The organism is Flavobacterium algoris, assembly GCF_048158525.1.
In the GTDB taxonomy this organism is placed as follows: Bacteria; Bacteroidota; Bacteroidia; order Flavobacteriales; family Flavobacteriaceae; genus Flavobacterium; species Flavobacterium algoris.
This window is the reverse complement of the sequence record NZ_JBLNKT010000025.1, coordinates 41,586-54,790: the sequence shown is the minus strand read 5'-3', so window position 1 is coordinate 54,790 and position 13,205 is coordinate 41,586. Positions and strand designations below refer to the sequence as shown.

Sequence of the window (13,205 nt, the reverse complement as noted above, 5' to 3'; positions counted from 1 at the left end):
TTAAAATGAGAACCTATAAAACAAAAAACAGTAGTAAACCGGAGCTTACTACTGTTTAAAAATTGTACTTTTATTTTTTATTAATCCTGTATCGTTTTTTCAGGACTAGACAAATTTTATTAAAAACAACACAAAATAATCCACAAAAAAAGTCCCGAAAATTTCGGGACTTTTTACATATAACAAATTCAAGTTTTTATTTACTCAAATACATTTTTCTTCTAGAGTACAATTCGTAGAATTGATCGTCTTTCAAGTCATCAATAAACAAGATACTTTCTCCTGTCGATTTCATTTCTGGTCCTAATGCTTTGTTCACATTATGGAATTTACTGAAAGAGAAAACCGGTTGCTTGATGGCATATCCTTTCAATTGTGGGTTGAAAGTAAAATCGGTTACTTTATTGTGCCCTAACATAACTTTAGTCGCATAGTTCACATAAGGTTCACCGTATGCTTTTGCAATAAATGGAACCGTACGAGACGCTCTAGGATTGGCTTCAATGATGTAAACGATGTCATCTTTTATCGCAAACTGAATGTTGATTAAACCAACCGTTCTCAAAGCCAACGCAATATTCTTAGTATGGTCTTTTATTTGTTGCATTACAAATTCACCTAAGTTAAACGGAGGCAAAGTAGCGTTACTGTCTCCAGAATGCACTCCGCAAGGTTCGATGTGCTCCATAATTCCTATGATGTACACATTCTCCCCATCGCAAATCGCATCCGCTTCGGCTTCAATCGCCCCATCCAAATAATGGTCTAAAAGCAATTTATTTCCTGGAATCGTTTTCAATAAATTGATCACGTGTTCTTCTAATTCTTGTTTGTTGATTACAATTTTCATTCCCTGACCACCCAACACATAAGAAGGACGAATCAATAATGGAAAGTCTAAAGTATCAGCCAAAGCAGAAGCTTCGTCAGCTGTTTCTGCAATTCCAAATTGTGGGAAAGGAATTTTTAAATCGGTTAAAAGTTCAGAGAAACGGCCTCTGTCTTCGGCTAAATCCAAAGCATCAAAACTCGTTCCTATAATTTTAATACCGTATTTAGACAGTTTTTCAGCCAATTTCAAGGCCGTTTGCCCACCTAATTGTACGATAACGCCTTCCGGTTTCTCATGTTGAATAATATCGTAAATATGTTCCCAGAAAACCGGTTCAAAATACAATTTATCCGCTGTATCAAAATCAGTCGAAACTGTTTCTGGATTACAGTTGATCATAATCGTTTCATAACCACATTCTTTAGCGGCAAGCACCCCGTGAACACAAGAATAATCAAATTCGATTCCTTGTCCAATTCTATTTGGGCCTGACCCAAGAACGATTATTTTCTTTTTATCTGTAACAACACTTTCGTTATCAACGTAACGTGTTCCATCTGCTTTTTCAATTTCGGCTTCAAAAGTCGAGTAATAGTAAGGCGTTTTTGCTTTAAATTCGGCCGCACAAGTATCAACGAGTTTGAATACACGATTGATGTTCATTTCTGAACGTAAATTGTGAACTTGGCTTTCCAGGCAACCTACCATATGAGCGATTTGTCTGTCGGCAAAACCTTTTTGTTTCGCTTCAAGCAACAATTCTCTTGGTAAAGATTCTACTTTATAGTTAGAAATTTCTTTTTCTAACGTATAAAGCTCTTCGTATTGTTTCAAGAACCACATATCGATTTTAGTAATTTCATGAATGCGGCTCAATGGAATTCCCATCGCGATAGCATCATAAATAACAAAAACACGATCCCAACTCGCAAAAGTCAGTTTCTCGATAATTTGTTCGTAGTTTTTATATCCTTTTCCGTCAGCTCCTAAACCATTTCTTTTGATTTCCAATGATTGAGTCGCTTTGTGCAATGCTTCTTGGAAAGAACGTCCAATTCCCATCACCTCACCAACGGATTTCATTTGAAGTCCTAATGTTCTGTCAGCGCCTTCGAATTTATCAAAGTTCCAACGAGGAATTTTCACAATCACATAATCCAAAGTTGGTTCGAATAATGCCGAAGTCGATTTGGTAATTTGATTTTGCAATTCATCTAAATTGTAACCCAAAGCCAGTTTGGAAGCGATTTTTGCAATAGGATATCCCGTTGCTTTTGATGCCAAAGCAGAGGAACGAGACACACGAGGATTGATTTCAATCGCTACAATATCTTCTTTATCGTCCGGTGAAACGGCAAACTGCACGTTACAGCCTCCGGCAAAGTTACCTATGCTTCTCATCATCAAGATTGCATAATCACGCATTCTTTGGAAAGTCGTATCAGATAATGTCATTGCTGGTGCAACCGTGATGGAATCTCCGGTATGAATTCCCATTGGATCCATATTTTCGATAGAACAGATAATTACAACATTATCATTCTTATCTCTCAAAAGCTCCAATTCATATTCTTTCCAACCCATTAAAGCTTTATCAATTAAAACTTCGTGAATTGGTGATGCTTCTAAACCTCTGGTTAAAAGTTCATCAAAATCTTCTTTTTTATAGACGATAGCAGCTCCGGTTCCACCTAAAGTAAAGGAAGGACGGATTACTAACGGGAAACCAAATTCCTGAGCAATTTCTTTTCCTCTAAGATATGAGGTACATATTTCTGCAGGTGCAGATGGAACTCCTATTTTTTTAAGCAATTGTTTGAACTGCTCTCTGTCTTCGGTAATATTAATCGCATTGACATCAACCCCGATTAATTTTACTCCAAAATCCTGCCAAATTCCTTTTTCATCAGCTTCCAGACACAAGTTCAAAGCGGTTTGTCCACCCATAGTAGGCAAAACGGCATCGATTTGAGGATGTGCTTTAAGGATTTCAATAATGGATTTGGTCGTTAATGGTTTCAAGTAAACGTGATCGGCCATAGTTGGGTCGGTCATAATCGTTGCTGGATTCGAGTTGATAAGAATCACTTCAATTCCTTCTTCACGAATAGAACGTGCAGATTGTGATCCTGCATAATCAAATTCGCATGCTTGACCAATAACAATTGGACCTGAACCTATTATTAAAACTGATTTTATGGATGTATCTTTTGGCATTGTGTGGTAGTATTGTGTTGTGTAGTTATTTTTTTCGAAGTTCAAAGTTACTCAACTTTAACCCCTTAGCATTAAAACTTAACATTTTTAACGATGGGGTATAAAAAAAGGCGATACTAAAAAAAGTAACGCCTTATATATGTTTATAAAAACATTATTTTTTGTGTCTTGGTTCACAAGAAACAGTCAATTTATGTCTTCCTTTAGCTCTTCTACGCGCAAGAACTTTTCTTCCATTTGCAGAAGCCATTCTGTCCATAAATCCGTGCTTATTTCTTCTTTTTCTTTTCGATGGTTGAAACGTTCTTTTGCTCATTGCTTTGTATCTTTAAAATCTTATTTATATGTCTTCCTAATTTCGAATAACTGTTATTCTAAAACCGAGTGCAAATATACAAAGACTTTTTTTTCTCACAAGCAGTTTTGTAAAAATATTTTCAATTCCTTTTACTATATTTGTGATCTTAAAATAAACACACTATGTTTCACAGAAATATTAAACTTATTATCGCCGGACTTATTATAGCTACTGGCATTTGGCAATTTACAGAAGGAAATATCGGGAACGGAATATTCCTTATTTTATTGAGTGCAATTCCTATTTTTCTTTACTTCAAAAACGAATTCATCTTACTTGCCTTCTTAAAACTAAGAAAACAGGATTTTGAAGGAGCTAAAAAATGGTTGGCTTACATCAAAAACCCAGAAACTGCTTTAGTAAGAAAACAACAAGGATATTTCAATTACTTACACGGAATCATGCTTTCACAAACGAATATCAATCAAGCAGAGAAATATTTCAAGAAAGCAATCGAGTTAGGATTATCAATGGATATGGACTTGGCTGTAGCCAAATTGAATTTAGCCGGAGTTGCCATGACCCGTCGCCGAAAATTAGAAGCTACCTCCCTATTGAATGAAGCTAAAAAATTAGACAAACAGAATATGTTGAAAGATCAGATTACGATGATGAAAGAACAAATGAAGAAAATATAATTTTTACAATTATCGAAAAAGGGTCAAATGATACACATTTGACCCTTTTTTTGTCTTTAAATTAATATCCCTTTAAAGGAATTTCGATTTGGTATTTTTTACCGGTATCATTTATTAATTTCGTTTCCCTGAGCCAAGGATTGTGTATTTTCAAAATCTTATAGTTAATCCCTTGACTTTTTGCAAAACCGACCAAATCAGTAATCGAACTATCAATTTCAATTTTCTTAGTTGGTAACATTGCATATAAATCTTCCGAAGCAATAGAAAAACCATATTTTACCGGATTCTTCATGATCTCTTTCAACGCTAAAATCCTGAAAACATAACGAGACGTTTCTTCCGTAAGCAACAAGTCATAATAATTAGAGACTTTTTGAATGTCAATTTGCTTATTCACACCTGTCATTCCTCCATTATAGGAAGCTGCCGCCAAAGTCCAGCTACCAAATTTACCTTTGGCACTCAAAAAATAACTACAAGCCGCTTCTGTAGATTTTTCTAAATCATAGCGTTCGTCAACATTATCATTGACTTCCATTTTTCTTTCTTTGGCAGTGTCCGGCATGAATTGCCAAACGCCTCTTGCTCCTGCTGGCGAAACCACATTGACTAAACCACTTTCTATAACAGCCAGATATTTAAAATCGTCCGGAATTCCGTTCTTTTTCAAAATAGGTTCAATTACAAAAAAAGCACGATTGGCTCTTTTTATAGCCAAAATAGTGGACGCATGCAGATTTACATTTACCAACAATTCCCTGTCCAAACGTTCCTTAACATCGGATATTTTCAATGGTGTTACTTCGCCTGCAAAATCCAATTTTACTGGAAAAACCGACACCGATTCTTTTTTTAAATCTTTTTCCTCATCTGGATTTGCTGTGGCAAAAATAAATATCCCACTCGCAAAAATTACGGTAAAGAGTAGCGTAAACTTATTTATCAATTTCATGTTTTCTTTTTTTATGTCTTTTGAGTAGTTACAAAAGTACGTTTGCTTCTTTTTTTGTTTCCAATATAATGGAAGGCAAATTTTCATTCAACCATTTATATTTATTCAAAATCATAATGTGCGTTCCTCCTTTAACAACAACACAATTCTTGATATTTTTTATTGGAAAAACATCATCCATATCGCCATGAATATGAATCACGTTTTCATCAACAGCTGTTCTGTCCCAAAGAATAACTTGTTCAACTGCCCAATTCAAATAACGAATATCACGGACCGAAAGAAATTTTTTATACAATTTCAATCTTTGATTCACTTTTTCTCCAAAGGAAAATTTAGCCAGACTTTCGATATTTAAAATCAGATTCATAGGAATCAGTTTATAGGCTTTAGTGGTTTTGGCAATTTTTAATCTACGGGGAAATTCCAAATTACTTCTCACACTCGAAATGATAATCACTTTCCTGGCATCAATATATTTTGCCATTTCCTGAACTAAAATACCACCAAAGGAAACTCCAATCAAGACAGGGTTCTTATATTGGATTTTCTCGGCAATTCGTTTTGCATAATCCGTTAAAGATTCATTATCCATTGGGATTTCCCATTCTAATAAATGCATCTCAAAGGTATCTGACGGAAGTGCAATCCGTTCAAAAATTGCAGTACTGGCCGCTAATCCCGGCATTAAATAAACTGGTATTTTACTCATAATTGTTTTAACGATTTTATATCAGCATTCCGTTTTTTATGGCGAATTTTGTATAAAAATAATTTTTTTATCGGAGACTACCCGAATTACCCCTTGATATTATCAATAATTTATGACTACACAACTATTTAAATCGAACACAAGAGGCAAAGCAGATTTTGGTTGGCTTAAAGCCAATTTCTCTTTTTCGTTTGGAAATTATCATAATCCGGAACGGGTACAATTTGGAATGCTACGCGTTTTAAATGACGATACCATAGCAGGAGGGACAGGCTTTGGTACGCACGGTCATGCCAATATGGAAATCATCACTATACCGCTTGAAGGCGGACTGATGCATAAGGACAGTATGGGAAATGAGGGCGTAATTCGTTTTGGAGAAGTACAAGTAATGAGTGCCGGAACCGGAGTGGAACATTCTGAAATGAATGCCAGTCAAAAAGACAATGCCAAAACATTACAACTATGGGTATTCCCTGACAAAAAAGGCGTTACACCAAGATACGACCAAAAATCATTTGATATTGAAAATCAAATCAATACCTTTGTAAATATTGTTTCGCCAAAAGACAATACTGACGGAAATGCGCTTTGGGTTTACCAGAAAACCTTCTTTTATTTAGGTATTTTCGATAGCAACACCACTACGACATACCAAGTTAAAATTCCTCAAAACGGAGTTTATTTATTTTTAATTGAAGGCGAAATAGAAGTTAACAACCAAATTTTGAAGGCAAGAGATGCCATGGGAATAACTGATTTCGATCAATTTGAAATCAAAATTATAACTCAATCAAAAATACTTTTGGTAGAAGTACCAATGAATCACAGTTAAATTAGTATGGAAGCAGCAATCACTATGGAAATCAAAGACAATACTTTTGCAAGACAATTTGAAACCGAAGTGAAAGAAGGATTGGTTTCTGTCGAATATTCGTTTCAGGAGAAAAAAATATTTTTGACAAAAATCAATACCCCCGAATCATTCGATAACGAAGAGTTTATTTCTAATTTTCTAAAAAACATTATGGAAATTGCTGTTGAACGAAAATTTAAAGTTGTCCCTATCCTTCCTAAAATAGTGGTGTTTTTCAAAAAAAATCCTGTTTACAAAGAATTACTTCCTCCTGGAATACGATTATAAAAAAACGAGGCATTGTCAATAAACAGTACCTCGTTTTTTTTATGAGTTAGAAAACAAACCTTTCATCAATTCCTTGTCCTACTCGGCATAGCTTGCCTAGTTGCTCTAGCAGTAGGCATTGACGGACGAGTTGCCGGCCTAGTTATAGGTCTAGTAGTTGGTGCATCCGGACGTGTAATCGGTCTAGTTACTGGTCTAGTTGGAGTATTAGGACGGCTTGGCTTATTTACGGGCCTTACGGGACGAACTGCTGGTCTAGTCGTAGGCGAAATAGGACGGACAACTGGCGACACAGGTCTTTTATAATCTCTACCATTATATGTACCTTTATAATTACCGTTATTTCTATTCTGTCTCACTAAAATTGAACTATTCCTTCTTGAATTATAATAACTATAACGACCTGGGTTTCTTACAATCACAGTTCTATGATAGTAATGATTTCTATAATAATGATTATGAAAACCCCAATAATTATAATAATATATAGGAGCCCACGGTCTCCAATAAGATGGATAATACCCCCAATACCAAGGCGATCTATACACTACATATACAGGGGAAAATAAAAACAATACTACTGGCCAAGCACTAACAGAACTAACATTACTTGCATTGTTATTTGTTGTAGAATAATTATTTGTTGTGTTATTATTGACGATTACCGTTTCATTACTTTTATATCCTGGGTTCACCGTTCCTGAAAGCGTTTCGGTTTCAGTAGGTTCTATTATGTAATCTTTTCCATAAAGCTCCTCATCCCCAATAATCTGAACAATAACTTTATTTTGTTTGTTTTTTTCAACTTCAATAACGGCAACATCTTGATTCTCTTTATTATTAATTGCTACTTTAAGTACTATGGAATGAGAATCACCATCTTTTTCGCTAACTACTTCTATGTAATCAATATTTTTATCATTATCTAAATCCAGATTATTGATATTTGACTCCTTATCGTTTATGGCTTTTTCAAATTCCTCTAATGTTTTTGATTTTTGAAAAACTTCTAAAACTGCATACAGATTCAGATTGTCTCCTGGCAACCCTAAAGCCTCCGGTTCATTATCCGTTTGTGCAAACACGGGTAAACTTAGCATAAAAGCGAGTAAAACGACGAAAGATAAAGTACTGTTTTTCATATTTTTATATTAAAATTAAATCATTCAGTAAATGAATTTAATTACTAAGATATAAAAAAAAGCTTTAGTATAATATTCTCACATTTAAATTTGCCTTTTTGTGTATCGTTATTTCAGGACGGAACAATATTGTCAAAAAAAAGCATGAATAATTAAATTCATGCCTTTTTTTATTTCGAAAAAGAAAATTGAATATTATTTCTTCTCTATCTCTCTCATGCTGTCCATTTTTTTATTTGCCAAGAAACCAGTAATATCCTCGAAATGCTCCACTACTCTCTTGTTTCCAAATTCGAAAACCTTAGTTGCTAATCCGTCCAAGAAATCCCTGTCGTGAGAAACTAAAATTAATGTTCCGTCAAAATCGCGTAGCGCCTCTTTAATAATATCTTTAGTTTTCATATCCAAGTGATTCGAAGGCTCATCCAGAATCAATAAATTCACCGGTTCCAATAATAGTTTTATCATTGCCAAACGGGTTTTTTCACCACCGGAAAGCACTTTTACTTTCTTGGTTACATCATCACCATGAAACATGAAAGCTCCTAAAATATCTTTGATTTTAGTTCGAACATCACCCACGGCAATATCATCGATAGTTTCAAAGATAGTAGCATTTTCATTTAATAAAGAAGCTTGGTTTTGGGCAAAATAACCAATTTGCGCATTGTGACCGATCTCTAAACTTCCGCCATCAATCTCAATTTGCTTCATGATTGCTTTAATCATTGTCGATTTTCCTTCTCCATTTTTCCCTACAAAAGCGACTTTCTCTCCTCTTTCAATAACAACATTCGCATCTTTAAAAACTACATGATCTCCATAAGATTTAGACAAATCTTTCACAATCACTGGATATTGTCCAGAACGTACTGCGGGAGGAAACTTTAATTTTAATGCCGAAGTATCAACCTCATCAACCTGAACAATAACTAATTTCTCTAACATCTTAACGCGGGATTGAACCGCATCAGTTTTAGAAAATGTCCCTTTAAAACGGTCAATAAAAGTCCTATTATCAGCAATCATTCGTTGTTGCTCATCGTATGCTTTTTGTTGGTGCATACGTCTGTCTTTTCTTAATTCAAGATAATGGGAATATTTTGCTTTGTAATCATAAATACGTCCCATAGTAACTTCGATGGTACGATTCGTAATATTATCTACAAAAGCTTTATCGTGAGAAATTACCACAACTGCTTTTGCTGAATTAATCAAGAAATCTTCCAGCCATTGAATACTTTCAATATCCATGTGATTGGTAGGCTCATCCAGTAAAATTAAATCTGGTTTTTGCAAAAGGATTTTAGCTAATTCTATTCTCATTCTCCATCCTCCGGAAAATTCAGAAGTTTGTCGGCTAAAATCTTCTCGAACAAAACCCAAACCAATTAGAATTTTTTCTACTTCGGCTTCATAATTTATTTCTTCAATTGCATAAAATTTCTCGCTTAAGTCAGAAACTCTTTCAATTAATTTCATGTATGCATCACTTTCATAATCCGTACGAATCGTCAATTGCTCATTGATTTCATCGATTTCTGCTTTCATTCCAAAAACTTCACCAAAAGCTTTAGAAGTTTCTTCCATCACTGTCGCGCCATCCGTAGTCAATAAATGCTGAGGCAAATAAGCCACAACAGCATCTTTTGGTGCCGAAATATTACCGGCTGAAGGCTTACTTTGACCCGCAATAATTTTAAGAAGCGTCGATTTTCCAGCTCCATTTTTACCCATAAGGGCTATTTTATCATTTTCATTTATAGCAAAAGAGACATCACTAAAAAGTGTAGTACCACCAAATTGCACAGAAATATCATTAACTGTAATCATTTAGATTATAAGATTTTTAGATAATTAGATTATCAGATTTTAAAAGTGCAAAGATAGATTAAATAAAGAATTGGACAATTGAAATAATTTATAACAATTTAAGTTTTTAATCCATGAAATATAAAAATAAAACAGAGAACAATAATAGTATTTTTTTATAGTTTTGTATTTGATATCCAGACCATTAAATAATAAAAAAAGACACTATATTTAAACCAAATTAAAACCTTAACAACTATAAAACAGAAACAATACCGAAGATATTAATTATCGCTTAAATAGTGTAAAAAGCGAGAATAGTTTAGAGAATAATACTGATGATGAAACTACAAACCCGAATTATTTAGGCTCGGAAAAATATTTTAAAAACTAGTTCATGAAAAAAACACTAACAATAATTCTTTTATGCACGATTAATTTCATTGTAGCTCAAAACAACGAAGAAATTGTAAAGAAGGCAAAAGAGATAGAAACAAAATGGGGTTTTAAAGCCAAAAATAAAGACATTATAACCCTAATCGATTTTTCAAAATCAATAGAGGAAGCAAGACTGTATGTTATTGATTTGAAAAATAGCAAAATACTACTAACCAGTAATGTTGATCATGGCTCTGGCTCAGGTACAGGATTAACTCCTAATTTATTTAGCAATGCTATTGGAAGCAATGCGACTTCATTAGGCTGTTACGTCACTTTACAAACCTATAATGGTATGTGGGGCTATTCTTTAAAGTTAGATGGTTTAGAAAACGACAAAAATTCCAATGCTTTGAAAAGAAATATTGTGGTCCATTCTTCAAAAAGGATGTATAGTAAATTCAGCTGGGGATGCTTTTCCGTTCCGGACTGTAATGCAAATAAACTGATTGACCTGATAAAAAATGGTTCTCTTCTTTATGCCTATCAATAAAAAAAGCCTCGATTAGAAGCTTATTTTATTGGGGTTCTTATTATATTTTAGCATTCAACAAGAAGGGATTCTTCATTTGACAGAATATAAAAAAACTAGTCTTTTCTCCACTTTCTAGTTTCCTCAAAAACATGTTCTAAAATCGCAGCTTCTCTTTCATCAAAGTCAACATTTCTTCGAGCCATTACTAATCGAGCCGTTTCAAAAGCTTTTTTGGTTATGTAAGTGGTAAAACCTGAAGCTCCGCCCCAAGAAAAACTCGGCACAAAATTGCGAGGAAATCCGCTTCCAAAAATATTGGCACTTACCCCTATTACCGTTCCTGTATTGAACATGGTATTAATTCCGCACTTGCTATGATCCCCCATCATCAATCCACAAAACTGAAGTCCTGTTTTAGCAAAACCTTCGGTTTCATAACTCCACAATTTCACTTCTTCGTAATTGTTTTTCAGGTTGGAATTATTACTGTCCGCACCAATATTACACCATTCACCAAGAACAGAATTTCCTAAAAACCCATCATGTCCTTTGTTCGAATAACCAAACAATACCGAATTATTAACTTCGCCTCCAATTCTGGAATACGGACCTACCGTGGTTGCTCCATATATCTTAGCTGCCATTTTTACAGTTGCATTTTCGCACAAGGCAAATGGGCCTCTAATTACAGCACCTTCCATAATTTCAGCATCTTTACCAATATAAATTGGCCCTGTAGAAGCATTCAAGGTAACAAATTCCAACTTTGCTCCTTCTTCTATAAATATATTTTCCGGCGCAATGACATTAACGCTTTTTGGAACGGGTTGCGATTTTCTATCTTCGGTTAAGAATTCAAAATCCTCTCGTATTGCTGCATCATTTTTGGAAAAAATATCCCAAGTATGTTCCACCGTTAAGCAATCATCTTGATATTCTATTATTTCATACGTATCAAAATCTACTTCTTCCTGGTCTTCGTTGGTATGAAAAGCAATTACTTCGTCACCTTTGAAAATAGCCTGATTTGATTCTAAATTACTAACCATTTCAGCCAAAACATCATTAGGTAGAAAAGAAGCGTTTATCATCACATTTTCCTCCAGTTCTACCATTGGAAATTTTTCCGACAAATATTCCTCTGTCAATGTTGTGGTAGTGGATCCCAAACGCATTTCCCATTTTTGACGAATGGTCAAGATTCCTATAAGAATATCCGCAACGGGACGTGTAAAGGTAAAAGGTAATAATGCATTTCGAGCAGGACCGTCAAAAAGTATGTAATTCATAAAATAGTTTATTTGTTGATTCGGTTATTTGTTGATTCGAAAATTAATTTCATCAATCTACCGTTTTAATAATATTGACACCAAAGTTACAAAGTTTTCAAATAGATAAAAATAAAAAAAGCCTCCCAAAAGGAAGGCTTTACTGTATTTGAAAACAAGTTAAAATTATTTAACGTGTTTAGCGTATTTAGTTTTGAATTTATCGATACGTCCTGCAGTATCAATAAGTTTAGATTTACCTGTGTAAAAAGGGTGTGAAGTTCTAGAGATCTCCATTTTTACAACTGGGTATTCAACACCATCAACTGTTAATGTTTCTCTTGTATCTGCAGTAGATTTAGTAATAAAAACTTCGTCATTTGACATGTCTTTAAATGCAACTAATCTGTAATTTTCTGGGTGAATTCCTTTTTTCATCTTGTTAATCTTTTTTATTTGTTAATTATAACTTGTCTTGAAGCTTTTCCTCTAACAGAAAAGGTATAAACTCATTATAACTTTTTGTTTTACATTATTATTTTGAGTTTGCAAATTTACAATTTTTTTCCAATAATCAAATCTTTGCATCACTTTTTTTATATAATCGTAAAAAGCGATTTTTATCCTCGAATATATTGGGAATTGTTATATTTGTGGATTAATAAATAAACAGCTACTAATGGTTAATGAAATTATAAAAAGAAACGGGATTACATTTGGGATAATTACAGGAGTAATATTATCGTTAATTACTGCTTTAATGTATGCAATAGACATAGAATTATTCATTGCTTGGTGGACTACCCTTTTAAGCTTTTCTGTTTTTATCATTGTTCCAATTCTATCGCTTTCTAAAACAAAAAAAGAATTAAACGGCATATTCCCTTTTAAAGAAGCTTTTACTACCTATTTTATTACAGCTGCTATTGGGGTACTTATTTCTCTCGCTTTTAAAATCATTTTATTCAATTTCATAGATCCATCAGTAAAAACTGCTTTACTGGATTTAACCATAAAATATTTGATTAGCACTTCTGAAAAATTTGGAGTAGCTGCATCTTCTTTAAATGAAACCATTTTAAAACTAAAAGAAACAGATCCTTATTCTATAGTTGAACAATTAAAAGGGTCTATTTTCAATCTCTTTTTTTGCGCTATATTAGGATTGATTATGGCCGCATTTTTTAAAAGTAAATCTTCATCACAAGAATAAA

13 protein-coding genes are annotated in these 13,205 nt (G+C 33.8%); 5 read left to right on the top strand and 8 right to left on the bottom strand.

Annotated elements, in window-relative coordinates; genetic code table 11:
• Window positions 1-196 precede the first annotated feature (196 nt).
• Entirely contained in the window at window positions 197-3,049 is a 2,853-nt protein-coding gene (carB, locus tag ACM55I_RS12615; protein ID WP_416847159.1) for a carbamoyl-phosphate synthase large subunit, read from the bottom strand.
• A 154-nt stretch (window positions 3,050-3,203) separates the two neighbouring features.
• Window positions 3,204-3,365, bottom strand: a complete 162-nt coding sequence (gene rpmH, locus ACM55I_RS12610; RefSeq protein ID WP_007136275.1) for a 50S ribosomal protein L34 — start codon at window positions 3,363-3,365, stop codon at window positions 3,204-3,206.
• 164 nt (window positions 3,366-3,529) lie between these two features.
• Between rpmH and ACM55I_RS12605 the strand changes: the two genes are divergently transcribed.
• Complete coding sequence (locus ACM55I_RS12605) at window positions 3,530-4,045, top strand: DUF2892 domain-containing protein (protein ID WP_416847158.1); 516 nt, start codon at window positions 3,530-3,532, stop codon at window positions 4,043-4,045.
• Between the two features lie 61 nt (window positions 4,046-4,106).
• Here the strand turns inward: ACM55I_RS12605 and ACM55I_RS12600 are convergent, their stop codons facing one another.
• Both ACM55I_RS12600 and ACM55I_RS12595 read right to left on the bottom strand, forming a co-directional pair.
• Complete coding sequence (locus tag ACM55I_RS12600; protein ID WP_416847157.1) at window positions 4,107-5,000, bottom strand: lytic transglycosylase domain-containing protein; 894 nt, start codon at window positions 4,998-5,000, stop codon at window positions 4,107-4,109.
• A 28-nt stretch (window positions 5,001-5,028) separates the two neighbouring features.
• Window positions 5,029-5,712 carry an alpha/beta hydrolase gene (locus ACM55I_RS12595; protein ID WP_416847156.1) on the bottom strand — a complete coding sequence of 228 codons (684 nt, stop codon included), beginning with the start codon at window positions 5,710-5,712 and terminating at the stop codon, window positions 5,029-5,031.
• Between the two features lie 112 nt (window positions 5,713-5,824).
• On the opposite strand from ACM55I_RS12595, the gene ACM55I_RS12590 reads away from it, so the two are divergent.
• Together ACM55I_RS12590 and ACM55I_RS12585 are read left to right on the top strand one after the other, a co-directional pair.
• Window positions 5,825-6,547 (top strand): pirin family protein, encoded by a 723-nt coding sequence (locus tag ACM55I_RS12590; protein ID WP_416847155.1) that lies wholly within the window; start codon window positions 5,825-5,827, stop codon window positions 6,545-6,547.
• Between the two features lie 24 nt (window positions 6,548-6,571).
• Window positions 6,572-6,856 (top strand): GNAT family N-acetyltransferase, encoded by a 285-nt coding sequence (locus ACM55I_RS12585; protein ID WP_416847162.1) that lies wholly within the window; start codon window positions 6,572-6,574, stop codon window positions 6,854-6,856.
• Between the two features lie 65 nt (window positions 6,857-6,921).
• On the opposite strand, the gene ACM55I_RS12580 is transcribed toward ACM55I_RS12585, so the two are convergent.
• Together ACM55I_RS12580 and ACM55I_RS12575 are read right to left on the bottom strand one after the other, a co-directional pair.
• Window positions 6,922-7,998, bottom strand: coding sequence for a hypothetical protein (locus tag ACM55I_RS12580; protein ID WP_416847154.1), 1,077 nt, complete (start codon window positions 7,996-7,998; stop codon window positions 6,922-6,924).
• Between the two features lie 195 nt (window positions 7,999-8,193).
• A complete protein-coding gene (locus tag ACM55I_RS12575) occupies window positions 8,194-9,831 on the bottom strand; it encodes an ABC-F family ATP-binding cassette domain-containing protein (RefSeq protein WP_416847153.1) in 1,638 nt (545 codons plus the stop codon).
• A 376-nt stretch (window positions 9,832-10,207) separates the two neighbouring features.
• On the opposite strand from ACM55I_RS12575, the gene ACM55I_RS12570 reads away from it, so the two are divergent.
• A complete protein-coding gene (locus tag ACM55I_RS12570) occupies window positions 10,208-10,741 on the top strand; it encodes a murein L,D-transpeptidase catalytic domain family protein (protein ID WP_416837507.1) in 534 nt (177 codons plus the stop codon).
• Window positions 10,742-10,836: 95 nt separating this feature from the next.
• Here ACM55I_RS12570 and ACM55I_RS12565 read toward each other — a convergent pair whose 3' ends face one another.
• On the bottom strand, window positions 10,837-12,012 hold the full coding sequence (locus tag ACM55I_RS12565; RefSeq protein WP_416847152.1) for a GlmU family protein: 1,176 nt from the start codon (window positions 12,010-12,012) through the stop codon (window positions 10,837-10,839).
• Between the two features lie 165 nt (window positions 12,013-12,177).
• Window positions 12,178-12,429 carry a type B 50S ribosomal protein L31 gene (locus ACM55I_RS12560; protein WP_039109118.1) on the bottom strand — a complete coding sequence of 84 codons (252 nt, stop codon included), beginning with the start codon at window positions 12,427-12,429 and terminating at the stop codon, window positions 12,178-12,180.
• A 241-nt stretch (window positions 12,430-12,670) separates the two neighbouring features.
• Between ACM55I_RS12560 and ACM55I_RS12555 the strand changes: the two genes are divergently transcribed.
• Complete coding sequence (locus tag ACM55I_RS12555) at window positions 12,671-13,204, top strand: DUF4199 domain-containing protein (RefSeq protein WP_416847151.1); 534 nt, start codon at window positions 12,671-12,673, stop codon at window positions 13,202-13,204.
• The last annotated feature ends 1 nt before the right edge of the window (window position 13,205 follow it).